The organism is Aestuariispira insulae (assembly GCF_003385955.1).
GTDB lineage: Bacteria > Pseudomonadota > Alphaproteobacteria > UBA8366 > Aestuariispiraceae > Aestuariispira > Aestuariispira insulae.
The window spans coordinates 212,109-238,118 of sequence record NZ_QRDW01000004.1 but is presented as its reverse complement, the minus strand read 5'-3'; the positions used below and the strand labels follow the sequence as shown (position 1 = coordinate 238,118).

Here is a 26,010-nt window from a genome sequence, read left to right as displayed (position 1 = left end):
AATAATCTCATTGCGTTAATCCTCTGCTTCAACGTATTCTGTGCAGGGTAAGTGCATGAAGATGAAAGGAAGTAGTTGATGGTCAGCACAAATGCACTGGACGGCATTTCCGATGTCCGCCTGAAGAATGAGATCATCAGCCTGGTGCAATATATCCATCGGTTCCGCGAAGAAGTGGCCCAAATGGTGGCCCGCGAGAACGATCAGACCAAATTCGATTCCATGGCTGAGCAGTTGGACGCTATTGTCTCTGCGACGGAAAAAGCGACTCATTCCATCCTTGAATCAGTGGAATCCATTGATGAGATCGTTGAGAAGATTCGGTCAGCTTCCGGTGATGAGGAGCGCAATAGCCTGTGCGATGAAATCGGTGATAAGACCATGGCCGCAATGGAAGCTTGCACCTTTCAGGATATTACGGGTCAGCGCGTGAATAAGATCGTCCGTTCGATGCAGTTTGTTGAAGAGCGTGTCGAGACAATGACCCAGCTTTGGGGCAAAGATGAAATAAGCGCTATGGCCGACGGTATCGCGACCGATGAACGGGAAGGTGATGCTGCGCTTTTGAACGGTCCGGCTCTAGAAACCGAAAGCTCTATCAGCCAGGATGATATTGATAAGCTCTTTGACTGATCAACCGGGCTCATTTAATACGGCTCAGGCATATCACTAAATTGGAGCTTTCCGCTTGTCTGGAGAAAACACAGCCGGTGTCCCTTCTGCCCCAAGGCGGGCTTTTACGGCAATTATTGTTGTTGCCTATATGGCCGCATATATCTGCCTAGCCTGGGTTGCCGGTGATCATTTGACCAGCGATTCTGCTTGGTTCCAAATGGCTTATTATCCTATTGCCGGTATTTTATGGGTGCCGGGTGCCTATTGGATTATTAAGAAATTATATAAATCTTGATTGTAAGCTGACGGGCACCATCCCCTGGACACGCTTTTGCGGAATATACACTGAATGAGCAATACGGCGGACAAATTGAAAATCCAGACCGAGGACCGGCTCCGCAAATTGCTGCGGCAGGCAGAAGCCTCTCTGGAAGATTCTATGAAGCGGTGCCGCCAGATAGACCGCGATAACAGCATCCGTATCGGTGAATTGGCCCATGAGATAAAGAATCCGCTGAATGCCATCATCGGTTTTAGCGAAATTATGATGTCCGAACGGTTCGGTCCTCTCGGTCATGATCATTATCGGGAATATACAGAACTGATCCACAGTTCCGCCCAGCATCTTCTATCCATTTGTGAGCAAGAACTTTCATATGCCAAAAACAAGGCTACTGGGCACGAAATTCCCGCCATCGTTGAAAAAGTCGATGTTGAGGTCACCGGCCTGATCAACAGCACACTGACAGATCTGACAAAATTTGCCGAAGATCTTGGCGTGAAACTCAATGCTGTCGTGTCGGAGGATTTCCCGATTCTAAAAACCGACCCGACCCGCTTGAAGCAAATTCTCTACAATTTGGTGACTAATGCGGTTAAATTCACCCCGGAAGGCGGTGAAGTAACAGTCAAGGCAACAGTTGATGAGATCGACGGCGCCGTTATCCTGGTTATCCAGGATACGGGATTTGGCATGGCAGCAGAGGATGTCTTGAAAGTCATGGCGCCGTTTGAACAGGTTGAAGGCCTGGAATCCCGCGGCGACAATGGGTCTGGTCTGGGCCTCTCCATTTCAAAGCGATTGGCCGACGAAATGGGGGCTGTGCTGGAGATCCGAAGCCAGGAAGGCATCGGAACATTGGTCACATTGAAATTCCCAGACTGACACGCCGATTTTTCAATAATCAAACAATGTTTTGAACACCTGCTCAAAGCTTGTCTGATACATGCCTGATTTGGAGGTGTTATAGGCCGTCACATTGAGAGCCTTGATCAACGTCCTCTCCAGCTGCCCCTCTATGATATCCACATCAATAACGTTTATGCAGGCCATATCCTGTTCAAACGTGGCCAAGCCTGACAAGCCTGCGCCACAGATATGAGATAAGATCATTCGGTTGACCACGTCATGAGCCACAAGCAGCATGCGCTGCCAACCATCCTCAAACAGTTTTTCCTCAAAAGCTGAGATAATCCGGTCTCCGAATACCTGGAATTCCTCACCGCCGGCGAAGGCAGCGCCCGCGTTACCGGCTGTTTCAAGGCCGTAGACAAAGGCTGCTTCACGATTCTCCGGTGAAACCTGGGACAAGCGCCCTCCTCTGATCTCACGCAGTCGCTCATCATTTTCTATCTCTATTCCACGGTTTGTAGCCATGATGCTTGCTGTTTCCTGTGTTCTGGGAAGCCCTGAACACAAGATACGGTCGAGGGGTATTTCAGACAGCATTTCCCTGGCCGCAGCGACCTGTTTTCGGCCCGTTGCGGTCAACATCACTGATTCAGGGTCAACAGGGCGGCCATCAGCATCGACATAGGAAACATCGCCATGACGCATCAAATATATCCGTCTGCGGCCTTTCGTTCCTGGTAATGCCATGACAAACTCCGTTAAACTGTGAAATATTCATCTATTGTCGATTAAGCCTCTCCCAACTGACAGGTCAAATACTCTTTTCCCCAACGGCCAATGCTATGAATGACGTCACCGCTCCAGATAAAAGATTGAATGCTTATCGGCCTGATTTAGCCGCGATGGAACTGCGCGATGATGTTGTTGCGGAACGTTACACCGAGGGCAGCGCGTTTCATGTGACGGCTCCTGTCGTGAGCTTGCGCCGAGGACCAGGTTTTGAGTTTCCTCAGGATAGCCAACTGCTTTTTGGTGACAATATCCGCTGTTTCGAAGAGAAGGATGGTTGGGCATGGGTGCAAAATAACCGAGATGGCTATGTCGGCTATTGTCCTTCGTCCGATTTGAACACAGGAACCACGAACCCGACCCATTTGGTGTCATCCGCATTCAGCCTGATCTTTCCTGAACCGGATATAAAACGGCATCCAATCTTTACGTTATCTCTAGGAAGCCATGTCGAGATCATTGAAAAAAATGAAAAATTTTCAAAATTGGCGAATGGAGGCTGGGTTTATTCGCGCCATTTGGCCTCGCGCGGCGTGACGCAGCCGGATCTGGCTGAAACCGCGTCAAAATTTCTCGAATCCCCCTATCTCTGGGGCGGGAACAGCTATCTTGGTCTGGACTGTTCCGGGCTCGTTCAATTGGCCCTGCTCCGGGCTGGAATCATGGCCAAAAGAGACACCGACCAGCAGGAATATAGCGTCGGTGAATCAATAACAATCAACGCAGACCATTCAGGTCTCAAAAGAAATGATCTTGTCTTCTGGCCGGGCCATGTGGGCATCATGATGGACGATTCCTCGCTCATCCATGCCAATGCCACCGACATGAAAACTTCCATTGCGCCGCTGGAGAAGGTTTCGGCCCATATCAAAGAAATCGAAGGAACTGAGATCAGCAGCATCCGCCGCCTGGAGGAACTGGCATGAAGCTTTCTGCCAATCTGTCTTTTCTCTTCCCGGAATTATCCTTCCAGGACAGATTTCAAGCGGCAGCGGCCTGCGGCTTTCATGGTGTAGAGTTTCTCTTTCCCTACGGCAATCCTGCAGAAGAAATCAAAAACTGGCTCAAGGAAGCCAAGCTAGAATCGGTTCTTTTTAACGCGCCGCCAGGCGATTGGAAAAACGGAGAGCGCGGTATTGCCGCCCTGCCCGGCCGTGAAGAGGAATTTCAACAGAGTTTCCAATTAGCCTTAAGCTATGCCGCCAACCTCAACTGCCCCAGGATCCATGTGATGGCAGGTAACATACCGGTGGGATATGGAGCACATGATTGTTATGCCGTCCTGGCACGAAACCTTCAGTGGGCAGCCCTGCTGGCTGCGAAAAATAACATCACACTCCTGCTGGAGCCTCTGAATCCCGGAGATATGCCGGGATATCTCTATAGCCGAACCTCTGAGGTTGCCAATCTGATAGACCGGCTGGGCCAGCCCAATGTCAAACTGCAACTTGATCTATATCATCGGGAAATCGTGGAAGGCGATACCGTCGGCGCGATTGAGCAATTCCGGAACTATATCGGGCATATTCAAATTGCCGGTGTGCCGGACCGCAATGAACCGAATCTCGGAACACTGGATCTCAAAGCTATATTCAAAGCCATCCATGATGTGGGCTACCGGGATTGGATTGGATGTGAATATAACCCCATGGGCGCAACACAAGACGGCCTCACCTGGGCAGAACAGTATTTGGACCGATAACTGTGGCAAAAGCTAAAAGAGCCTGGCAGAGAATGCTAAGCGGCCGGCGACTGGATCTTCTGGATCCTTCTCCGGTCGATATCGAAATTGAGGATATTGCCCACGGTTTGGCCCGCGTTGCACGCTGGAATGGCCAGACCGAAGGAGATTGGGCTTTTTCCGTCGCCCAGCATTCGGTACTGGTGGAAGAGATATCCGGCAACCTTCAGCCGCATTTGGATATTCAATGGCGTCTGATCGCATTGCTGCATGATGCACCTGAATATGTGATTGGCGATATGATCTCGCCTTTCAAATCAGCCATAGGCGTTGATTTTAAGAATTTCGAACAAAGGCTTGAAGAAGCGATCCATTTGAGGTTTGGACTGCCAGCGAAAACCCCGAATAAAATCCACCGGCTGATTAAATCCGCAGATCGGATATCCGCTTTTTTTGAAGCAATCCAAATTGCCGGTTTCTCGGAAGCTGAGGCTAAGAAAATCTGGGGAAAGCCCCAATTAGAGATCTCCCTGGATGTCACGCCACTTTCTACCGGCCAGGCAAAACAGGCATTTCTGGACCGGTTTCACGCGCTGATGGGCGAATTGGAACGGTGATGCCTGCTGCCTAGCAATTTGTGCTGATTGGATGGCGGGATCATATTCACCTAGATCGCAGGACATGATAGGCTGGCTAGCGTCCGAAAAGCTGAAACCTGAAAATCCCGATCATGAGGCATTACAGACAATGGCCAGCGATCCAGACATCATTCTGCTAAAAGATGTAAAACCATCGCCAACGTCTGGAAGTGCGAGACCAACTGCAACCCAACGGGAATATTTGTCCCGTGGCCTTGAACAGCCAGGTGGTAAATTGCCGCTGTTCAATCAGAATGGACAACGCTACAGTGACCGGACCATTCAGTCCTGTATCGATCATGGATGGGCGGAGCCCTGGTTCAACAACCCCCTGAAACAAGAGTGGCTTGTTTGCAAGCTGACCAAAGCGGGCAAGGAACTTTTGGCCTCTGAATAACTGGGTTTTTGTGTGACTGGTGGGAACGGCTCTGTGACCAAGCGGGCAAAGTCTGGAAATCTTCCAGCAGTATTCGTGTCTATCGCGATAGCAACAGGTGTATATGCCGGAGGGCATGCCATGGACCAATGGCTTAGCCCGTATCGCGATGTAGACCTGCTGGCGCCGGCAGGCATTGAAGAGGTCCTCCCTCCTGATCCACTGCGTGAGGAAAGAACAGCCCGCGCCATTTCAAAAGGTTACATGATCACCGCGGCCCACCCGGCCGCCTCCCAAGCCGGTGCGCGATTGCTCCATGAGGGTGGAAACGCCGTTGATTCGGTTTTTGCCGCACAGGCGATCTTGAACCTTGTAATGCCACAATCCAGCGGTTTTGGCGGCGACGGTGCTCTGATCTATTGGGATGAAGCCGCGCAAAGATTATACGCGTATGATGGGCGTGGCATGGCACCATTGGCCGTGGATCGGCGAATTTTTCTGAACCCAGATGGCTCTGAACGTGCCTTGGATGAGGTTAGCAATAGCGGCGCGACCATTCTCGTGCCCGGCCTGATGTCTTTGTTGGGGCATGCCCATGCGCGACATGGCGAATTTCCCCTGGAGCAGGTTTTGGGAGATGCCATTTTTTTGTCAAAAAACGGTTTTCCCCTAAGCCCGGCACTGCATAAAGAGATCAGGAAAACACAGGTGGTTGAGCGGGAGAACAGCCGATCCAATCCCATAAAAGACGCCCTGTCCCGCCAGCTCCAGATCGGCAGCCTGATAAAGAATACTGAATTCGCGTCATTCTTGAATGTCATCGCACAATGCGGTTATGGCGCATTTTATCATGGGCCGATGGCAGACAGTTTGGTTCAGACGATTAACCATGCGCCAGGCATTCCCGGCAGCATGTCGAAGGGGGATTTAGCGTCCTACCAGCCCAAAGAGCGCAACACCATTTGCATTTCCTATCGTGGCTACCGTATTTGCGGTATGGGGCCGCCAATCTCTGGCAGCCTGTCGGTTTTACAAATCATGGGAATGCTCGAACATCATCCCATTGACAAGGAAAGTCCGGATTCAGTAGCGGCCGTGCAAATGATTGCGGAAGCAGCCCGTCTTGCAATTGCTGATCATGATCTTTACGTGGCGGATATGGACTATGTTGATGTCCCGTCGGGCGGCCTGGTTGAAAGCCGGTATCTGGCAATGCGGGCACAGGAGTTCAGTCTGGGGCCCGGTCCAAAAGGGGATGCGCGGTCCGGTTATCCACCCGGCGCATCCAATCTTCGCTACGGTCGGCAAAAGGCCCTTCCGCCCGGCACCGCCACCCAAATCGTGGCCCGGGATAAAATGGGCAATTTTGCACTGTTGACCAGTGGGTTGGAGACTCGTTTTGGCTCCGGTCATTGGGTGCATGGCTTGCCCCTGAACAGCGCTTTGCTTGGGTTTTCAAAACATAATACCGAACATGGTGTTCCTGTTAGAAACCGTATTGAGCCTGGAAAACGACCAGCTGCATCCTGGGCACCGGTCATCGTTTTTGATCCGCAAGATCGGCCTATCTTGGCGCTGGGTGCCGCAGGGGACGATCAATCCGCCCTTTACGTTGCCCGCGTGCTGGTTGCTGTCCTGGATTGGGGCTTAAGCCTGCAAAATGCGGTTTCCCTGCCCCAATTCAGCTATGCCGACGGAGCCATCCACCTTGAGGTTAAATCCTCCCTGGCCGAACTGGCGGTCAGATTGCGTAATCTCGGTTACACTGTCCGTCTTCAGGCAAAAAAAACCGGTTTGCATGGGATCAGCCTGATACAGGATCGTGGTTTGGAAGGCGGGGTGGATCCGCGCGGGGAAGGTATGGCCATTGGCGACCAAAACCTTCTGAAAAACTTAAGGGAAGCATTTGAACTTGTTGTACCAAAACAAAATTTAACGGAGCAATCCAAGGAATCATAATGACGGTAGGGGCGCTTGACGATATCCGGATTCTGGACTTTACCACATTATTACCAGGCCCGCTGGCAACAGCGATTTTTTGCCAGGCCGGTGCGGAAGTGATCAAGATCGAACGTCCGATCACGGGAGATGATCTACGGCATTACCCGCCCTTTGATGCGAAGGGTGGTCTTTCTTTTCAGTATTTGAACAAGGGAAAGAAAAGCCTGGCCATTGATCTAAAAGAGACTGATATCCTGGATAAACTTTCTCCGCTCATCCGCCAAAGCCAAATCCTGATCGAACAGTTCCGCCCGGGGGTCATGGATCGGCTTGGCCTGGGATATGATGACGTGGCAAAGATCAACCCAGCAATCGTCTATTGTTCTCTTTCGGGGCACAGTCCAGACGGGCCGAACCGTTTAAAAGCGGGCCATGATCTCAATTATTTAGCTGATTCCGGCATTCTGTCGCTTACTGGTGATGCTGTGGGAAAACCTGTCATTCCACCGGGGTTGATTGCCGATATCGGCGGTGGCGCCTATCCGGCAGTTATGAATATTCTGCTGGCACTCCGTCAGTCTGATCGGATCGGTTCGGGTTGCTATTTGCCGATTTCCATGACGGAAAATTTATCACCCTGGATGTGGTGGGCCCTGGCGGAAATCGGTGCAGATCCTTCCGGACCGGACACAAATGGATCGCTGCTTTCGGGCGGCTCTGCCCGCTATCAGATCTATCAAACTGCAGATAACCGCTATCTGGCCGTTGCGGCTCTGGAAGACAAATTCTGGAATCGGTTTTGCGATCTGATCCAGTTGCCCGCCGATATGAGGCCAAAATCGGTTGATGGCCCCTATGTCATCGAAAGAACTGCGAATATTCTGTCTAATAAGAACCATGATCATTGGATGACACTATTTGATGGTGAAGATGTCTGTGTCTCTTTGATCCGCACGATGGCGGAAGCATCCCAATTCCATGATGATGGTATCAATTTGCCTGTCTGTGAAGCCGTAGCCGGGACCAGGGTATTACCCCCTGCCCCGGCACTTGGAGAAAATAATAGTCTTCTGGATTAGCGGCCTCGGATCTGCTGTAGGAAGCTTTGGATTTCCTGTTTCAGATGGCTGGCCTGCTCGGAAAGGGCCTGAGCAGATTCCAGGGCCATATCGGTTGCAGAACCTGAATCCTGGGCTGCCCGGTTCACATCCTGGATAATGTCAGAGACTTCCTGCGTATTACCGGAGACAACCTGGACATTGCGGGCAATTTCCTGGGTGGCTGCCCCCTGTTGTTCCACCGCAGCCGCGATGGTCGCCGCAATGGTATCCATGCGGCCAATGGCTTCCGATATTCCCTCAATAGAGCGTACCACCTGTGAGGTGGCGCCCTGTATCTCATTGATTTGAGATGTGATCTGCTCTGTAGCTTTGCCGGTTTGCGATGCCAGGGATTTGACTTCGTTGGCCACAACCGCAAATCCTTTACCTGCTTCTCCAGCGCGAGCGGCCTCAATGGTGGCATTCAAAGCCAGAAGGTTTGTTTGATCTGCAATCTCGGTAATCATCTGAACAACACTACCGACATTATTTGCCGTCTGTTCAAGGCTTTTCACCAGATCCTGGGTCGTGTGGGCATCCTTTACCGCATCGCCGGAAACAACACTGGATTGGGAGACCTGATCACTGATCTCACGAATTGATGCCGCAAGCTCTTCTGCCGCGGAAGCAACAGCCTGGGTATTTGTGGAAGCAGATTCGGCTGTTTTAGCTACGGACTGGCTTTGGTCCGACGTTCGGTTCGCCAATTGTGATAGCGAGGCAGAACTGTTTTTCATCTCTTCTGAACGGTGCGAGACCTGTTCAACAATTTGGCCGACCGACGTTTCAAAATCATCGGCCAATTTGGTCATCAGGCGTCTCTTTTCGGCCTCAGACTCTTCACGCTGACGTTCACGCTGCGTTTCCATTTCCTGCATCTGCAGGGCATTTTCCTTGAAGATTTGTACTGCCTGGGCCATGCGCCCCACTTCATCCCCGCGGTTCTTAGCCGGGATCTCCAGATCCAAGTCACCACGCGCCAGACCTGTCATCGCACGGGTCATAGCTGCGATCGGTGTCGCAATCCCGCGACTGAGGACATAGGCAAGACCAATGGCAAAAACCACGCTGATCACCGCGACAATCACAACATTGCGGGTGGCAAAACTAACGACCTCTTCCGCCTCTTGGCCAAGTCCATCCTGTTCAACCAAAACATCAGCCTTCAGGGCATGCACCACAGCGGCCAGTTCCCGGCTGCTTTGTGCCAGATCGTTTTCAATCAGACTATTTCTCGCGCCAATAATCTCTTTGGCCTCTTGCAACAGCGGCAGGTATTTCTCGGTATCCCGAACCGCTTTGTTCCAGGTCGCTTTATGTTTTTTCTGTAGCTCTGCCTCAAGCTCATTCAGCTTTTTGGTATAGCCCGCAAATTTCTTGGTCGCTTGTTCGTATGAGTCTTCATCATTCAGGAACAGGAATGACTGAACCAGAGCACGAGCCTCCATGAATTCCTTAAGAACCTCGCCGGCCAAAAAGGTGACAAAGGCATCTTCATCCAAGCTGATGGTATCCATCAGGGCAAACAGGTTTGTTCCGATATTCTTACCGATCGAGCTAAGGTCGACATTAATCAGTTGGTCGCGCTCTGCCTGTTTTGCTGTAACATTTTCAAAAACGGTGGAAAAAGCGGCCAATGAGGCCTCAGCCCGGTCGAGATGGGCATTCATTAACTCTGTTTTGGCATGTTCCCTGGTCGTGGCGATCGCCGTTGAAGTATCGCCAATTCTGGCCAGAACATTATTCTTGGTTTCGTCGTTGGGGCGTAGGACATAATCCCGCACTGACTTCTCGGCATTTTGTAATGCTTCCAGAACATCAGCAGCCTCATTGGCCTGGGTCGTTAGTTCGCGATAGGAACCGAAGGTCGTCAGGGACTGTCGCAGACTCAAGACGGAGGTTGTTCCCACAATCAGCAAAAGCGACAGCAACAGAATATTGGCAAGCGTAATTTTAGCTGAAATACGCAAGCCACCCAAGAATGACATGACCGGAACCCCTCTTTACCAGATTTTTTTTGATCGACCGTCCAATAAAAATAAATCATGGAAGAGTCTCATGCTAGTCATTTTTGCTAAAATGCGAGCAGACTCTGCATGATGCGCCTAACCAAGAATGATCAGTTTACGCACCGAGATTAGGCTGCGAAAGTTAACGGCTGATGAAAGCCATTGAAAAGGAAACAAAAACACCCCGGACATTGCCGGGGTGTTTCTTTTGCTCAATTCAATAGATCAGTCGAGCTCGATCATAAGGTCTTTGGCCTGGACCTGTGTTCCGACCGGCGTAACGATACGCTTCACCCGTCCGTCTACATTTGCACTGATGGATGTTTCCATCTTCATAGCCTCGATCGAGAGGAGAACGTCTCCAGCAGCAACTTTTTGCCCCTCCTGGACACTTAAGCTTGCGACCATGCCCGGCATCGGGGCCGCAACATGTTTGTCATTGCCCTCTTCCGCTTTGATATGAACGGCACTGCTGGCGGCCATGGACTTATCCCGGACCTTGACCGTGCGCGGCTGGCCGTTCAGTTCGAAAAAGACGGTCCGGTTGCCTTCCTCATCCGCCTCACCGGTAGAGAGATAGCGAATGACGAGCGCCTTCCCTTTATCGATCTCTACAGTGATCTCCTGGCCCGGCTCCATGCCGTAAAAAAAGACCGGTGTTGGCAAAACAGAAAGATCGCCAAAGGATTTCCGCGCATCCGAATAATCCATAAAGACCTTGGGATAAAGAACGTAAGATGAAACGTCACGTTCGTTGATTTTCCGGCCCAGTTTCTCACCAAGCTCCTTACGTTTTGCCTCAAGGTCAATTGGCTCCATATCCGCGCCGGGGCGTGTGGTATACACCCCTTCCCCCTTGGTAATCTTCTTCTGCAATTCCTGTGGCCAGCCGCCGACGGGCTGCCCCAGATCCCCTTTGAAGAGCGAAACAACAGAATCCGGGAAGGCAACCGGAGTATTCGGATCTTTGACATCGGCCGATGAAAGGTTGCTGGACACCATAGCCAGCGCCATGTCGCCGACAACCTTCGAGCTCGGCGTCACTTTCACAATATCGCCGAACATTTCATTGACTTCCGAATAAGCCTTAGCCACTTCCGGCCAGCGCGGTTCCAGACCGAGGGAGCGCGCCTGTTCGCGAAGATTGGTATATTGCCCGCCCGGCATGGCATGCAGATAAACCTCGGATGCGCCTGAACGGATATCGCTTTCAAAGGCAGAATAATTCTCACGAACCGCTTCCCAGTAACGGGAAATGATTCGGATATTTTCTGGGTCGAGGCCAGGATCCCGGTCGGTATCACGCAAAGCCTCTACGATTGACCCCAGATTGGGCTGGGAGGTCAGGCCAGAAAAACTGTCCATGGCGGAATCGACGGCATCGGCCCCGGCTTGCGCGGCGGCAATCACACTGGCAGCAGATATCCCGCTGGTATCATGAGTATGGAAATGAACCGGCAGACCGATCTCTTCCCGCAATGTCCGGACAAGTTTTGAAATGGCGGCAGGTTTTGCGACACCCGCCATATCCTTAATCCCGATGATATGGGCGCCAGCCTTTTCCAGTTCCTTGGCCATCTTCACGTAGTAGGCCAGGTCATACTTGTTTTCGCCGCCGCGTAGCATGTCCCCGGTATAACAAATGGTCGCTTCACACAGGCTGTCGGTATCCAGCACCGCATCCATAGCGACCCGCATATTCTCAACCCAGTTCAGGGAATCAAACACCCGGAAGATATCCATACCGGCTCCCGCGGCTTCACGCACAAAATGCTGAACCACATTGTCGGGATAATTGGTATATCCAACAGCATTGCTGGCCCGCAGCAGCATCTGGGTGAGCATGTTTGGCATGGACTCACGCAATTGCGCCAGACGTTGCCAAGGGTCTTCTTTCAAGAACCGCATGGCCACATCAAAGGTGGCCCCCCCCCAGCATTCCATGGAAAAAAGTTCCGGCAGCAGGCGGGAATAGGCCGGCGCGACAGCCAACATGTCAAACGTGCGCATGCGCGTGGCCAGCAAGGACTGATGCGCGTCACGCATGGTCGTGTCGGTCACCAGGACCGGCCCATGATTGCGCATCCACTTAGAGAAGGCTTTCGGCCCCAATTCGCTCAGCTTCTGTTTGTAACCGTCCGGCACAGGGCCGGTCGCCTTGACGGGTGCTTGCGGATAAAGCAAACGCTTGGGAATATCACGCCCCTCTACCTCCGGATTGCCGTTCACCGTCACTTCGCCAACAAAGCGCAGCAATCGGGTGGCCCGATCCCGCCGGCGCGGGAAATGGAACAGCTCCGGCGTCTGATCGATAAAGCGGGTGGTATAATCCGCATTGATGAATTTCGGATGGTTGATCAGGTTTTCTAGGAAAACCAGATTAGTGGCGACACCGCGGATCCGGAATTCACGCAATGCCCGGTCCATGCGGGTCAGCGCCTCTTCCGGGGTATTGCCCCAGGCTGTAACCTTTTCCAGCATGGAATCAAAATAGGGTGTGATGACCGCGCCGGAATAGGCGGTGCTGCCATCCAGACGAATGCCAAATCCATTCGCGCCGCGATAAACCTTGATCCGGCCATAATCAGGAATGAAGTTATTTTCCGGATCTTCCGTGGTAACGCGGCATTGCATCGCATAACCATGAAGGCGGATTTCCTCCTGTTCGGGCACGCCGCTTTGGTCATCACCGATCAAGGCGCCTTCGCTGATCCTGATCTGGGCCTTTACGATATCGATGCCGGTCACAACCTCCGTGACGGTATGTTCGACCTGAACCCGGGGATTAACCTCGATGAAATAGAATTTATCCGTTTCAGCATCCATCAGGAATTCAACGGTGCCGGCACATTTATAGTTGGTCGCCTTGGCTAGCCTCAGCGCGGACTCGCAAAGAGCCGTACGCGATTCATCGGTCATATAGAGGGCTGGTGCGCGCTCGACCACTTTCTGATTTCTGCGTTGCACGGTGCAATCGCGTTCAAAAAGATGGACACAATTTCCAGCCGAATCCCCCAGGATCTGCACTTCCACATGGCGGGCATTACGGACCAGTTTTTCCAGATACACCTCGTCATTGCCAAAAGCTGCCTGGGCCTCGCGACGAGCCGTATTCACCTGCTCTTCCAGTTCGGAGGCCTGCTCAATTACCCGCATGCCTCGGCCGCCACCGCCCCAACTGGCCTTAAGCATCAGCGGGTAGCCGACATTTTCAGCCAGTTTATGGACTTCCGCCATATCCCGCGGCAGCGGTCCGGTCGCCGGCATGACCGGCACATCGGCCTCTTCTGCCAAGTTACGGGCGGCGACTTTAGAACCCAGTTGACGCATGGAATCAGAATCGGGGCCGATGAATTCTATCCCATTGGCACGGCAGGCATCAGCAAATTCCGGGTTTTCAGAGAGGAAACCATAGCCGGGATGGATCGCGTCCACCTCAATCGATTTTGCAAGGTCGAGGATGCCTTCAATATCCAGATATGCTTGGACAGGTCCCTTGCCCTCACCAATCAGGTAGCTTTCATCGGACTTGAAACGATGCAGTGAAAACCGGTCTTCATGCGAATAAATCGATACCGTCCGGATACCCAATTCGTTGGCGGCCCGGAAAACACGGATTGCGATCTCGCCCCGGTTCGCCACCAAAATCTTTTTGAATCCCATACGCTTAATACTCCATACCCTGCGGGAGTTTTCCCTTATCTTTTCTGAACCCAACATGCTTATAGCACCCAAAAGGCGCTGCGCAAATTTTTTAAAACGTCAATTTCGCACACCATGGCGACATTATTTTTCCGACCCATGAAAAAATTAATGGATAGATCGCCATGACATTCATCATTTATTTTTCTGATCATGTTGAAAAATACTCTGCCGCCAACTCCGGTTCAAAACATCTAATTTGCAGCAATCGCTTCAACCATATTGATTTAGCGAAAGAATATGGCACATATACCCCAGAAAAAGCTTCATTGAGAGGCTTCCCCGCTCTCTTTGCTGGTTGGAAATAGGCAAAACTTCGGCGAAATTAGAAAAGTGGCGGATCTATACGCCATCCAAAATGGAAACCATCTCTATTTGTTTGTTTGAAAAAAGTCGTCTAAACCGTAAATTTGGACAAATTAATTAAACAAGCATTTAGCGATATGAACAGGGTTTGCGCTGGAGTGACCGATCGCCAATCCGGTACATAGAGTTCAGTGTTAATTGGCCCGGCCTGCTAGGTCGGAGTAACTTTGAGTGTCGAAGAAAAGGAAGCGATATGAGCCTCTCGATTGCCATCATTGGAACCGGCCCTTCCGCCCTTTATGCCGCGGACGGAATATTAAAGAAGGCCCCAGAAGCAAGAATTGATCTGATCGATCGCTTACCGACTCCCTATGGTCTTGTCCGCTTCGGTGTTGCACCAGACCATCTTGGCACTAAAAATGTTACCCGCCAGTTCGATAAAACATTTGAAAAAGAGAATGTTCGCCTGTTCGGCAATCTAACGGTTGGCCACGATATTACCATCGAAGAACTAAAATCCCGATATGATGCCGTTCTCCTGGCAACCGGCGCCCAGCAGGATAAAACCCTTGGGATCGAGGGCGAAGACCTGGAGGGCATATATGGTTCCGCCGCCTTTGTTGGCTGGTATAACGGCCATCCGGACCGATTTGCGAAAAATCCGATCGCTGAACATACTCGTCAAGCTGTGGTGATCGGCAATGGTAATGTTTCTATCGATATCTCGCGGCTTCTGATTAAGGAAGAATCTGAACTGGCGGAGTCGGATATTTGCGCCCATGCCCGCAAGGCTATTCTTGAAGCAGGCATTCAGAATGTCTATCTGGCGGGTCGGCGCGGCCCTCTGGAGGCGAGCTTCACACCACCGGAACTTCGCGAACTCGGTAAGCTGGAAAAGGCTGTGCCGGTCATTGAGAATGCCGATATTCCGGATGCATTACCGGATTCAATCGACACCTCTATCCCCAGCGGCCGCGTCACCGCGAAAAATATGGAAATCATGCGCAGTTTTGCCGACCTTGAAGCTGACAAAGCAGAGCGGAAAATCCACCTTCTGTTTCACGCCTCGCCCGTGGCTTTTCTTGGCGACCGCCATGTGACTGCGGTGCGATTTGAAAAAACTGCCATCGACGACGAAGGCCGAGCTGTAGGAACAGGCGAATTTTTTGAAATTCCGGCCGATCTTGTCGTGACGGCCATTGGCTATCGATCCAGACCTATCGAAGGGATTCCCTTTGATGAGAAACGTGGCAATTTCCCGAATAACGACGGCCATATTGAAGATAATCTCTATGTCGTTGGCTGGGGCAAGCGCGGGCCAAGTGGTACCATCCCGACCAACCGCGCCGATTCCTTCCAGGTTGCCAATAAGCTGCTGGATGATCTGGCTGGCCAGGACAGTGAAAAGGGTGGCCCCGACGCATTTGATTCCCTGATCCGAGACAAAGGGCTCTCGCCCACGAGTTTTTCCGACTGGAAAACCATTGAACGCGCGGAAGAACAAAATGCAACTGCCCCAGCACCACGTGAAAAATTCACCTCAATTCAGGATATGTTGGCGCTGTTGAATTGATCCGACTGAATACATCAAAAGCGGAACCAAGTCAGAGTCAGGCCTGCAGAATGGGACAAATACCAATCTGTAGGCCTTTCTTCTTTTTACGGCAAGCACTTGTTCAATATGATATATTCGGGACGATAAGCCTGACAGTTAGGCTAATATAGCGGAAAGAAAGATGGAATCCACGCGCGCCAGAAGCACCATTGCTGCAGAAACATTCCTGCTTTCGTCTGCTTGCTTCCTCACCGCATATGCTTCAGGTTTCTTCATCAGCACAATATCTGAATTTCCTATTATCTGGTTGGCTGATGCCGTATTCCTCGCCTATCTCCTGCGAACAGAGGGCCGCTACCTGCCAGGCAACAGCTTGGCGGTCTGGAGTGCAACCTGCCTCGCATTTTTAGCCGATGGCGCATCCCCCATCGATGCTGTTGCTTTCTCCGCCATTCACCTTTTTCAGACTCTGTTGGCTTACGCGCTTGTCTGCAATCTTCATGGCGCCATCGTGCTATTGGAACGTCTTGGACAGGCACTGGGCCTGTTTTTCTATGGCGCACTTCTGCCCTCGGCGGGCGGAGCGATAGCAGCTGCCGGATATTTAGTTGTCATGCATGGGCATGATTTTCAGCAATCCTGGCTGGATTGGTGGTTTACCGGAGCATTGGGCCTGCTGGTGGCGACCCCACCCCTGTTGACCTGGGACCCTGATCCAAGATCGAGAATACCGTTTTCCAGGCAATTGGCAGAAAGTTTCGCATGGCCTGCATTTTCCCTGGTGATAACAGCGCTTGTTTTTCTGCAAACCTCACCGGTCAACCTGTATCTGATGCTGCCGCCACTCTTGATTATGGCGATCAGGCTCCCCTCTTTCATTTATTCCCTGACAGCGCTGATAAACATTCTCCTGGCTTGTTACCTAACCATCACCGGAAACGGCCCCTTCTGGCAAGACGACAGCTCTCTGCCCCCCCATGACGTCGTGCAATCGCTTGAATTCTTTTTGGGGGTTGTTTTTCTAACCACCTATATCGTATCCGCCATCGTCAAAGAACTAAGGGATGCCCAAACAAAACTGCAGACCAGCGAAAAACGACTGGATGAAGCCCATGAGCTTTTGCAGCTGGGTAATTGGGAATGGAATTTCATAACCAATCAACAGCATTGGGATGAACGGCTCTGCCGTGTCTTTGGCCTAAAAGACGACTACCCGGCAACAGTCGAAGAATTGGAGAAAGTCCTGCATGAGGATGACCGGGAGCGGGTCTTTGATGACATCCGGAAGGCCCGGGTTGCCGGCACATCTTTCGAGCATCAGTTCCGGATCGTTCGGCCCGATGGCCGCATCCGATATCTCCACTGTGTTTACACCTTCGTCACTGAAAAGTCGGGCCGCGTCGTGGAGAGCCATGGCACATGCCGCGATATCACCCATGAAAAAAGAACTGAGGCACAGTTCCGGGAACAAGCCTACCGGGACACGTTGACCGGCTTGCCCAACAGGGCTTACCTGAATAACCGGCTCGCCCAGGCGGTTGCACGGGGCGAACGCCATGGCTTCCGATTTTCAGTCATGATGCTGGATCTGGATTATTTCAAACAAATCAACGACCTACACGGTCATGGCGTGGGCGATCAGGTCTTGGTAGAGGTTGCCCGCCGCCTCACCAAATCCCTGCGTATCAATGATACCGTCACACGTCTCGGTGGGGACGAATTCACCATCGTTGTGGAAGAAACCTGTCAGCCCGAAGATCTGAAGAGGATCGCTGAAAAGATCATCCAATCGGTCTCCCAGCCCATTCAGGTGGATAATGTGCGCTGTGCGGTCGGGGTGAGCATCGGCTGCGCCATTTTTCCCGATCACGGCCAGGAAGAGAATACCCTTCTGGAACGGGCGGACAAAGCTATGTATCAGGTTAAAAGACGCGGCAGAAACGGCTTTGAATTAGCCAGTTGACGCCGAACGGGTTCAAAAAAGAGAAAAACTGAAAACTGAACCTGCTATACTGTCGTAGAAACAAGACTGATCCATGCAACAACGGAAGGACTGAAAATGCTCTATTCCTTTGCAAATCTGAGCACAGACAAGCTCAGTGCCATACAGGGACTGGAACAAGAAATTGGCGGCACCATCGTTGCCATGACAGAGGTTAAGGAAGTCGCCCCCGCCCCGATCCCGGATGAAAAACTGGAAAAAATCCGCGCTCTCGAAAAAGAGCTTGGTGTGGTGTTGGTCGCAGTCCAATAATTCCGTTACCTAACAAAAAAAGGCGGCTGATGATGACCAGCCGCCTTTATCTTTTTCAGTTTAAAAACCGCTGATTAGCCTTCCAGCTTGGATTTCAGCAACTGATTAACCACACCCGGGTTGGCCTTGCCCTGGGTCTCTTTCATCACCTGGCCGACAAACCAGCCGATGAGTCCGGTTTTACCGCTGCGATATTGTTCCACCTGACCGGGGCTGTTGGCGATGATGCCGTCCACAATGGCTTCGATCGCGCCGGTATCGGTGATCTGTTTCAGGCCTTTTTCCTCAACAATATCCTTAGCATCCTTACCGGTCTCGAACATCTCGTTAAAGACTTCTTTGGCAATTTTGCCGGAGATGGTGTTGTCGGAAATAAGGCTAAGCAGGTTGCCGAGGTTTTCTGGGCTTACCGGGCTATCGGTAATATCTTTGCCAGCCTTGTTCAGGCGTCCAAACAGCTCGGAAATGACCCAGTTGGCAGCCAGCTTTGGATCCGCCTTCGCGGCAACGGCTTCATAATAAGAAGCGGTTTCCCTTTCGGAAACAAGCACACCCGCGTCATAAGCAGACAGGCCGAAATCACTGATAAAACGATCTTTTTTCGTATCCGGCAATTCCGGCAAAGTGCCTTTCATTTCCTCCACGAAAGCAGATTCGATCACCAAAGGCAGAAGGTCCGGATCCGGGAAGTAGCGGTAATCATGCGCATCTTCCTTGGAACGCATGGAACGCGTTTCACCTTTTATCGAATCAAACAGCCTGGTTTCCTGAACCACCTCGCCACCATCTTCAATCAGCATAATCTGGCGCTTGACCTCATAGTCAACCGCTTGCCGGATGAACCGGATGGAGTTGATGTTTTTAAGCTCCGCACGAGTCCCCAGAGGCTCCCCCGGGCGACGAACGGAAATGTTGACATCGGCCCGCATGGAACCTTCAGCCATATTGCCGTCGCAGGCACCTATATAGCGCAGAATCGAACGCAATTTGGTCACATAGGCCGCGGCCTCGTCTGCAGAACGCATATCCGGCTTGGAAACGATCTCCATCAGCGCGACGCCGGACCGGTTCAAGTCGATATAGGATTTGGTCGGATCCTGGTCATGGATGGATTTGCCAGCATCCTGTTCAAGATGCAGGCGCTCAATACCGACCTGTTTGCTTTCACCATCCTCCAGGTCAATCGTAATTTCCCCCTCACCCACAACAGGCAGTTCATACTGGGAAATCTGATAGCCCTGCGGCAGATCCGCATAAAAATAGTTTTTGCGGGCAAAAACGGATTTCAAATTAATCGCGCAGCCCATGGCCAGTCCGGTACGGACCGCCTGGCGTACACATTCCTTATTGATCACCGGCAGCATGCCTGGCATGGCGGCATCAACCAGGCTGACCTGTTCGTTGGGTCCTGCACCGAATGCGGTTGCCGCACCGGAAAACAGCTTTGCCTTACTGGATACCTGGGCATGAACTTCAAGACCGATCACAACTTCCCAGTCACCGGTGTTGCCTTTGATAAGATTTGCCATTGCTATATCTCACTCAATCTCGGTCATTTAAGCCAGGAACTGAGGCTTGGCGTTAAAGCCAGCCTGCTGTTCCAGAACATGGGCACCGCGCAGGACGGTTTCCTCGTCAAACGGACGGCCCAGAAGCTGCAGGCCAAGCGGAAGCCCCTTACTGTCCAGACCCGCGGGGACTGCGATTCCCGGCAATCCGGCAAGGCTTGCCGGGACAGTGAAGACATCGTTCAGATACATGGCCAAAGGATCATCCTGGTTTTCACCGGCACCAAAAGCTGCAGATGGCGTGGCCGGTGTCAGCAGAAGATCACAGCTGTTCCAGGCCTTTTTGAAATCATCGACGATGCGGCTACGCACCCGCTGGGCTTTAAGGTAATAGGCATCATAATAACCGGCGGAAAGAACATAGGTTCCGATCAGGACACGACGCTTCACCTCGGCACCGAAACCGGCGGCGCGAGTATTTTCGTACATCTCGATCAGATCCTTGCCTTCCTCACGCAGGCCATAGCGTACACCGTCATAGCGTGCCAGGTTGGAAGACGCCTCAGCCGGGGCGATGATGTAATAAGCCGGCAGCGCATATTTGGTATGCGGCAGTGAAACCTCCACGATCTCGGCACCGGCATCTTTCAGCCAGGCAATGCCCTGGTCCCAGATTTTTTCGATCTCGGCCGGCATGCCATCCATGCGATATTCTTTCGGGATACCAATGCGCAGGCCTTTAACGTCCCCCGTCAGGGCCGCTTCAAAATCCGGCACGGCAATATCCGCACTGGTAGAATCCTTCGGATCATGTCCGGCCATGGCGCCCAGCATGATGGCACTATCGCGCACATCGCGCGTCATCGGACCGGCCTGATCGAGGGAGCTGGCGAAAGCGACAACCCCCCAGCGGGAGCAACGGCCATAAGTCGGCTTGAAGCCGACAATACCGGTAAAGGCAGCCGGCTGACGGATGGAACCGCCGGTATCGGTACCGGTCGCAGCAATCACGGAATGAGCGGCAACCGCAGCGGATGAACCACCGGAAGAACCACCGGGAACCAGATCCGTGTCATCGCCTTCCCGTTTCCACGGATTGACCACATTGCCATAATAAGAGGTAATATTCGCCGACCCCATGGCAAATTCATCCAGGTTCATCTTGCCCAGCATCACCGCACCGGCATCCCAGAGATTCTTGGAAATCGTAGATTCATACTGCGGCTTGAAACCATCCAGAATGTGGCTGGCGGCAGTTGTCAGGGTACCTTCGGTGCAAAAAAGGTCTTTCATGCCAATAGGCATGCCTTCCATGGCACCGGCAGAGCCGTCGGCAATGCGCGCATCCGACTTTTTCGCCATATCCCGGGCAATTTCCGGGGTTTCGGTAATGAATGCATTCAGCGGGCGTGAGGATTCGACAGCAGCAATATAGGCGTCGGTCAGTTCAACGGCGCTAAACTCTTTTGCACGCAGGCCGTCGCGGGCCTGGGCGATCGTGAGATCAGTCAGTTTGGTCATGGTCAATGGCCTTATTCGACAACTTTGGGGACGGTGTAGAAACCCATGGCCGTTTCCGGACCATTGGCAAGAACGCGGTCGGGATAACCGCCGTCGGTCACTGCGTCCTCACGTTGTCGCATATTCATTTCCACGACCGAAGCCAGCGGATCGACCCCATCGGTATCGACCTCGTTCAGCTGTTCGATAAATCCAAGGATGTTATTCAATTCGCCGGCCAGCGGCTCAAGATCCTCTTCAGGCACTTTGATGCGTGCCAGATGCGCGATTCTCGCGACTGTTTTCTTATCGAGCGACATCCGCTCCGTCTCCTTAAGCTTTTGGAAATGGTGAGACCGCGCGGAAACTAACACCTGAACCCCGGCATCGCAAGCATTCGCACCGGTGAACAGTAACGGTATGCTGGACCCCTCGCCGCCAACGGGCTACACAGGGATTTGCAACCTTCGCAGAACGGAAGACCCCATGATTGTCGAAATATATGACCTCGCCTCCCATGTGACCAAGGGGAAGCGATTGCTGGCCCTGGATCTGGGCGAAAAAACCATCGGCATGGCCGTGTCTGATCCCGCCTTCCGCGTTGGCAGCCCATTAGACACCATCCGGCGCAAAAAATTCACCACCGATGTAGAGCAGTTGGAAGCTGTTATCGCGGAAAAAAACATCGGCGGCCTGGTTATTGGCCTGCCCCGCAACATGGATGGAACAGAGGGACCACGTTGCCAGTCTGTTCGGCAGTTTGCCCGCAATTTCGAAAAACGGGGCTGGGAGGAAATGCCGATCACTTTCTGGGACGAGCGCCTCTCGACCAGCGCGGTTGAGCGGTTCCTGGTGGATGAAGCAGATATGTCCCGGAAAAAACGTGGTGAAGTGGTCGACAAAATGGCGGCAGGATTCATCTTGCAGGGCGCGCTTGACGCCATGGTCGAGCAAGCCATGCGGAATTCGGACAGCTCTCTCGATTAACGGGATTTGATATGCTCCAGGTGGTTTTGGCCATACTACCCGTCTTTCTGATTCTCGTGATCGGACTCACTTTAAGGAAACGGGCTATCGTCGGGGAAGAGGTCTGGTCCGGCCTGGATAAGCTGGTCTATTGGGTCATGTTCCCAGCCATGCTGTTTCACAAGACATCTGTCGCCCCCATCGGCGGTGATATCGTTCTAGACTATGCCCTGGTCCTGCTGCCCGGCATCTTCCTGAGCGGCGCAGCCATTTGGCTCTTCGGGTGTTTTTCCGGCATGGAAAAGCCGTCAATAAGCTCTATTTATCAAGGAGCCATCCGGCATAACACCTATATTGGTTTTGCGGTGGTCGCGGTCCTTCTGGGGGAAGAAGGACTTTTGCTTGCCGCGCTGGCAACTGCCGTGATGGTCCCCTTCGTCAATTTGTTATGCGTTACCACCCTGATCACCTTGCACGGCCCCCGGGATGGGCGCTCGCTGGGTGTGAGGCTGCTGCGCGAACTTTCCAGAAACCCGCTTATTCTTTCCATCGCTGCCGGCATTGCCTGGAACCTGGTTGGGATTGGTGAAATCCCGGTGATTTCGCCGGTTCTGGGCATGCTAACGGTGGCCGCCCTGCCACTGGCCCTTCTTTGTGTCGGGGCAGGATTGCGCCTCCGGGCGATGAAAACCGCCGGCATGCCGATCTTTCTCTCTTCCTTTTGCAAATTTGCGCTGCTGCCGGGTGTGGTTATGGTTGGGTTGAACCTTACCAACCTCACCGGTGTACCCGCCATGGTCGCGATTACATTTGCCAGCCTGCCGACCGCGGCATCCGCCTACAGTCTGGCCCGGCAGTTGGGCGGTGATTCGCAGCTCATGGCCGGGCTGATCACAATGCAGACGCTTCTTTCCGTGGCAAGCCTTCCCCTTGCCCTCACCTATCTACCGATTTTGCTAAGCTGATCAGGCATCTCGGGACCATATTGTCTGGAAATCGCATTTCCCCACATGAAAGGGCTTGGCCGCTCTGCGACAACAGGATAGAAACGCCTTTTAATGACTGACACATCCGCTACAGATTACCGTTTCCCGCATCCCCATATTTTGGGGATCGAGGGCTTTTCCGCGCAGGACATCACCCATCTGCTGGATCTGGCCGACAAATATGTCGATCAGAACCGCCGGTTCGACAAGAAGACCGACGAGATGCACGGGATGACCGTGATCAACCTGTTTTTCGAAAACTCCACCCGGACCCGCACCTCTTTCGAGCTGGCGGCAAAGAGGCTTGGCGCCGACACGATCAATATGTCGGTCGAATCAAGTTCGATCAAAAAAGGGGAGACCCTGATCGATACAGCCATGACCCTGAATGCCATGCATCCCGATGTACTGGTGGTGCGTCATTCGGAATCGGGGGCAACAAAACTGCTCTCCGAAAAGGTCAATTGCGCAGTGATCAATGCCGGCGACGGCAGCCATGAACACCCCACCCAGGCCCTGCTGGACGCGCTGACCATCCGGCGGCGCAAGGGACGCCTGAATAATATGACCGTCGCCATCTGCGGGGATGTCGCCCACAGCCGGGTTGCCCGGTCGAATATCCACCTGCTGCATACCATGGGTGCCCGCGTGCGCCTGGTCGCGCCTCCAACCCTGTTGCCGGCCGCAGCAGACCGTTTAGGGGTTGAGGTGTTCACCGATATGCGTGAAGGCCTCAAGGATTGCGATATTGTTATGATGTTGCGCTTGCAGATGGAGCGCATGCAAGGGTCGTTTGTGCCCAGCACGCGCGAATATTTCCGCTTCTTTGGTCTGGATCGGGAAAAACTGGCCTTTGCCAAGGCGGATGCGCTGGTTATGCATCCGGGCCCAATGAACCGCGGCGTCGAGATTGATTCGGATCTGGCAGACGATATCGATCGTTCTGTGATCCGCGAACAGGTTGAAATGGGTGTGGCAGTGCGCATGGCCTGCGTCGATATATTGACCCGCGCGAAACGGGAGGAACAGGCATGAGTGAAGGACGCATTGCTTATCTGAATGCCAGATTGCTTGATCCTGCCAGTGGATTGGATGCCACCGGAGCCGTTCTGGTAGAAGATGGTAAAATCGCGGATTTCGGCCCCGGCCTTTTCAAAGGGGGAGCGCCTTCCGTCAGTCGCGTGATCGATTGCCAGGGCAACTGCCTCTCGCCCGGTTTTATTGATATGCGTGTCCTGGTTCCGGAACCAGGTGAAGAACACAAAGAAACCTTTGATTCCGCCAGTGAAGCCGCCCTTGCCGGTGGCATTACGGCCTATGTCTGCCTACCCAATACTGAACCCGCGATCGATAATGTGGCCGGTGTTCAATATGTGGCCAGGCGCGCGCGTGATCTCAAGCGGGCAAAAGCCTATTGTTATGGCGCGATCACCAAGGGACTTGAAGGCAAGGAACTCACCGAACTCGGCCTTCTACACGAAGCAGGCGCCCTCGCCTTCACCGATGGCGACAAGGCTGTTGCCAACGCCAAGGTCATGCACCGGGCCCTTTCCTATTCCAAGGCGTTCGATCTTCTCGTGGTCCAGCATCCGGCTGAGCCCGATTTGGTTGGCAGTGGCGTGATGAATAAGGGTGAGCTATCAAGCCGCCTGGGCCTTGGCGGCATCCCCCCCGAAGCCGAAGTGATGATGATCGAACGGGACCTGCGTTTGGTCGAGATGACCGGTGCACGCTATCACGTAGCCCATGTCTCCACCAAAATGGCGGTTGATGTCATCCGCGAAGCCAAACGCAAGGGCTTAAAAGTCACTTGTGACACCGCCCCGCATTATTTTGCGCTCAATGAGACCTCGGTTGGCGATTACCGAACCTTTGCCAAAGTTTCACCGCCGCTGCGCGATGAGTTTGACCGACGCGCCATTGTCGAAGGGCTGGCCGATGGCACCATTGACCTCATTGCCAGCGACCACATCCCCCATGACCAGGATTCCAAGCGCCTGCCTTTTGCGTTGGCGGAATTTGGTATCATCGGCATGGAGACCCTGCTGGCGCTGACGCTGGAGCTTTATCATAACGGACATCTCAGCCTGCTCGATGCCATCGCCAAGATCACTCAGAAACCGGCCCATGTGCTGCGCATGGGCGGCGGTCGGTTGAAACGGGGTGAAGCGGCCGACCTGACCATATTTGATCCGGACCGGCCCGGCACCATCCGTGAGGACGGGTTCCGGAGCAAATCCAACAACTCTCCTTATGACGGGCGTCCAATCCAGGGCCGTGTTATGGCTACGATTGTTGACGGCCGCATGCTCTTCAAAGATGAAGGGTTTTAATTCATGACCTGGGAACTCACACCGGAAACGACAACGCTCGCCATTGCCATCGGCTATTGTCTGGGATCCATCCCTTTCGGTCTGGTCCTGGCCAGGATTGGTGGCTATGGCGATATCAGAAAGATCGGCTCAGGCAATATCGGGGCTACCAACGTACTCCGCACCGGGAACAAGCCACTTGCGTTGGCCACCTTGCTGCTGGATTCCGGCAAGGGGGCCATCGCTGTTTTCCTTTGTGGGTACCTTCTTGCGCCAGAAGCGGCTATTCCGGCGGGCGTTGCTGCTGTTTTCGGGCATAACTTCCCAATATGGCTGAAATTCAAAGGTGGTAAGGGCGTTGCAACCACCCTTGGCACATTGCTGGCGATGGCCTGGCCGGTTGGCCTGGGAGCCTGTGCAACCTGGCTGGTGGTGGCCGCCCTCTTCAGGATTTCCAGCCTGGCCGCATTGGTAGGCCTCGCTCTGGCACCGGCCTTTGCCTGGTATCTTCACCAGGATCTGGTCATGTGGGCATCCGTGATTTTGGCCATCCTGGCCTGGATACGCCATCACACCAATATCAAGCGCCTGCTGAGCGGAAACGAACCGCGGATCGGAAAAAAGAAAGAAAATTGAGCGC

General features: G+C 52.9%; 24 protein-coding genes. 18 read left to right on the top strand and 6 right to left on the bottom strand.

Features of this window, described 5'->3' with window-relative positions:
• Positions 1 to 78 precede the first annotated feature (78 nt).
• The 3 genes from DFP90_RS11945 to DFP90_RS11935 are packed head-to-tail and all read left to right on the top strand — an operon-like array spanning position 79 to position 1,780.
• A complete protein-coding gene (locus tag DFP90_RS11945; RefSeq protein ID WP_115936716.1) occupies positions 79 to 633 on the top strand; it encodes a protein phosphatase CheZ in 555 nt (184 codons plus the stop codon).
• Positions 634 to 688: 55 nt separating this feature from the next.
• Positions 689 to 910 carry a DUF2842 domain-containing protein gene (locus DFP90_RS11940; protein WP_147300997.1) on the top strand — a complete coding sequence of 74 codons (222 nt, stop codon included), beginning with the start codon at positions 689 to 691 and terminating at the stop codon, positions 908 to 910.
• 54 nt (positions 911 to 964) lie between these two features.
• A complete protein-coding gene (locus tag DFP90_RS11935; protein WP_115936714.1) occupies positions 965 to 1,780 on the top strand; it encodes a sensor histidine kinase in 816 nt (271 codons plus the stop codon).
• Positions 1,781 to 1,792: 12 nt separating this feature from the next.
• Here the strand turns inward: DFP90_RS11935 and DFP90_RS11930 are convergent, their stop codons facing one another.
• A complete protein-coding gene (locus tag DFP90_RS11930; protein WP_245957051.1) occupies positions 1,793 to 2,452 on the bottom strand; it encodes a histidine phosphatase family protein in 660 nt (219 codons plus the stop codon).
• 137 nt (positions 2,453 to 2,589) lie between these two features.
• Between DFP90_RS11930 and DFP90_RS11925 the strand changes: the two genes are divergently transcribed.
• From DFP90_RS11925 to DFP90_RS11900, 6 genes are all read left to right on the top strand, one after another.
• Positions 2,590 to 3,462 carry a C40 family peptidase gene (locus DFP90_RS11925; RefSeq protein ID WP_115936712.1) on the top strand — a complete coding sequence of 291 codons (873 nt, stop codon included), beginning with the start codon at positions 2,590 to 2,592 and terminating at the stop codon, positions 3,460 to 3,462.
• A complete protein-coding gene (locus DFP90_RS11920) occupies positions 3,459 to 4,238 on the top strand; it encodes a hydroxypyruvate isomerase family protein (RefSeq protein WP_115936711.1) in 780 nt (259 codons plus the stop codon). Before DFP90_RS11925 ends, DFP90_RS11920 begins: the two co-directional genes overlap by 4 nt.
• 32 nt (positions 4,239 to 4,270) lie before the next feature.
• Positions 4,271 to 4,834, top strand: coding sequence for a YfbR-like 5'-deoxynucleotidase (locus DFP90_RS11915; protein WP_115936710.1), 564 nt, complete (start codon positions 4,271 to 4,273; stop codon positions 4,832 to 4,834).
• A 130-nt stretch (positions 4,835 to 4,964) separates the two neighbouring features.
• Positions 4,965 to 5,252, top strand: a complete 288-nt coding sequence (locus DFP90_RS11910) for a hypothetical protein (protein ID WP_245957050.1) — start codon at positions 4,965 to 4,967, stop codon at positions 5,250 to 5,252.
• A gap of 120 nt (positions 5,253 to 5,372) precedes the next feature.
• On the top strand, positions 5,373 to 7,190 hold the full coding sequence (locus DFP90_RS11905; protein WP_115936709.1) for a gamma-glutamyltransferase family protein: 1,818 nt from the start codon (positions 5,373 to 5,375) through the stop codon (positions 7,188 to 7,190).
• On the top strand, positions 7,190 to 8,251 hold the full coding sequence (locus tag DFP90_RS11900; RefSeq protein WP_115936708.1) for a CaiB/BaiF CoA transferase family protein: 1,062 nt from the start codon (positions 7,190 to 7,192) through the stop codon (positions 8,249 to 8,251). Before DFP90_RS11905 ends, DFP90_RS11900 begins: the two co-directional genes overlap by 1 nt.
• On the opposite strand, the gene DFP90_RS11895 is transcribed toward DFP90_RS11900, so the two are convergent.
• The gene (locus tag DFP90_RS11895; protein ID WP_115936707.1) at positions 8,248 to 10,260 is read right to left on the bottom strand and encodes a methyl-accepting chemotaxis protein; all 2,013 of its coding nucleotides are present in this window, start codon (positions 10,258 to 10,260) and stop codon (positions 8,248 to 8,250) included. The two genes, DFP90_RS11900 and DFP90_RS11895, sit on opposite strands and share 4 nt — an antisense overlap.
• Before the next feature lie 246 nt (positions 10,261 to 10,506).
• On the bottom strand, positions 10,507 to 13,944 hold the full coding sequence (gene pyc, locus DFP90_RS11890) for a pyruvate carboxylase (RefSeq protein WP_115936706.1): 3,438 nt from the start codon (positions 13,942 to 13,944) through the stop codon (positions 10,507 to 10,509).
• Between the two features lie 164 nt (positions 13,945 to 14,108).
• Here pyc and DFP90_RS22680 point away from each other — a divergent pair, with 164 nt between their 5' ends.
• The 4 genes from DFP90_RS22680 (at position 14,109) to DFP90_RS11875 (ending at position 18,098) form a co-directional block, all read left to right on the top strand.
• A complete protein-coding gene (locus DFP90_RS22680; RefSeq protein WP_147300996.1) occupies positions 14,109 to 14,291 on the top strand; it encodes a hypothetical protein in 183 nt (60 codons plus the stop codon).
• A 251-nt stretch (positions 14,292 to 14,542) separates the two neighbouring features.
• On the top strand, positions 14,543 to 15,862 hold the full coding sequence (locus DFP90_RS11885) for an FAD-dependent oxidoreductase (protein WP_115936705.1): 1,320 nt from the start codon (positions 14,543 to 14,545) through the stop codon (positions 15,860 to 15,862).
• 163 nt (positions 15,863 to 16,025) lie between these two features.
• Positions 16,026 to 17,807, top strand: a complete 1,782-nt coding sequence (locus DFP90_RS11880; protein WP_115936704.1) for a sensor domain-containing diguanylate cyclase — start codon at positions 16,026 to 16,028, stop codon at positions 17,805 to 17,807.
• Between the two features lie 96 nt (positions 17,808 to 17,903).
• The gene (locus DFP90_RS11875; RefSeq protein WP_115936703.1) at positions 17,904 to 18,098 is read left to right on the top strand and encodes a hypothetical protein; all 195 of its coding nucleotides are present in this window, start codon (positions 17,904 to 17,906) and stop codon (positions 18,096 to 18,098) included.
• Positions 18,099 to 18,172: 74 nt separating this feature from the next.
• On the opposite strand, the gene gatB is transcribed toward DFP90_RS11875, so the two are convergent.
• From gatB to gatC, 3 genes are read right to left on the bottom strand one after another with little or no spacing between them, the layout of a single operon-like run.
• Positions 18,173 to 19,627 carry an Asp-tRNA(Asn)/Glu-tRNA(Gln) amidotransferase subunit GatB gene (gene gatB / locus DFP90_RS11870; RefSeq protein WP_115936702.1) on the bottom strand — a complete coding sequence of 485 codons (1,455 nt, stop codon included), beginning with the start codon at positions 19,625 to 19,627 and terminating at the stop codon, positions 18,173 to 18,175.
• Positions 19,628 to 19,654: 27 nt separating this feature from the next.
• A complete protein-coding gene (gatA, locus tag DFP90_RS11865) occupies positions 19,655 to 21,127 on the bottom strand; it encodes an Asp-tRNA(Asn)/Glu-tRNA(Gln) amidotransferase subunit GatA (protein WP_115936701.1) in 1,473 nt (490 codons plus the stop codon).
• An 11-nt stretch (positions 21,128 to 21,138) separates the two neighbouring features.
• Positions 21,139 to 21,426 (bottom strand): Asp-tRNA(Asn)/Glu-tRNA(Gln) amidotransferase subunit GatC, encoded by a 288-nt coding sequence (gene gatC / locus DFP90_RS11860; RefSeq protein WP_115936700.1) that lies wholly within the window; start codon positions 21,424 to 21,426, stop codon positions 21,139 to 21,141.
• A 166-nt stretch (positions 21,427 to 21,592) separates the two neighbouring features.
• Between gatC and ruvX the strand changes: the two genes are divergently transcribed.
• From ruvX to plsY, 5 genes are all read left to right on the top strand, one after another.
• Positions 21,593 to 22,093, top strand: coding sequence for a Holliday junction resolvase RuvX (gene ruvX / locus DFP90_RS11855; RefSeq protein WP_115936699.1), 501 nt, complete (start codon positions 21,593 to 21,595; stop codon positions 22,091 to 22,093).
• Positions 22,094 to 22,104: 11 nt separating this feature from the next.
• Positions 22,105 to 23,037 (top strand): AEC family transporter, encoded by a 933-nt coding sequence (locus tag DFP90_RS11850; protein ID WP_115936698.1) that lies wholly within the window; start codon positions 22,105 to 22,107, stop codon positions 23,035 to 23,037.
• Positions 23,038 to 23,130: 93 nt separating this feature from the next.
• Positions 23,131 to 24,093, top strand: coding sequence for an aspartate carbamoyltransferase catalytic subunit (locus DFP90_RS11845; protein WP_115936697.1), 963 nt, complete (start codon positions 23,131 to 23,133; stop codon positions 24,091 to 24,093).
• Positions 24,090 to 25,391, top strand: coding sequence for a dihydroorotase (gene pyrC / locus DFP90_RS11840; protein WP_115936696.1), 1,302 nt, complete (start codon positions 24,090 to 24,092; stop codon positions 25,389 to 25,391). The genes DFP90_RS11845 and pyrC overlap by 4 nt, the downstream gene beginning before the upstream one ends.
• 3 nt (positions 25,392 to 25,394) lie before the next feature.
• Entirely contained in the window at positions 25,395 to 26,006 is a 612-nt protein-coding gene (plsY, locus tag DFP90_RS11835) for a glycerol-3-phosphate 1-O-acyltransferase PlsY (protein ID WP_115936695.1), read from the top strand.
• Positions 26,007 to 26,010 lie beyond the last annotated feature (4 nt).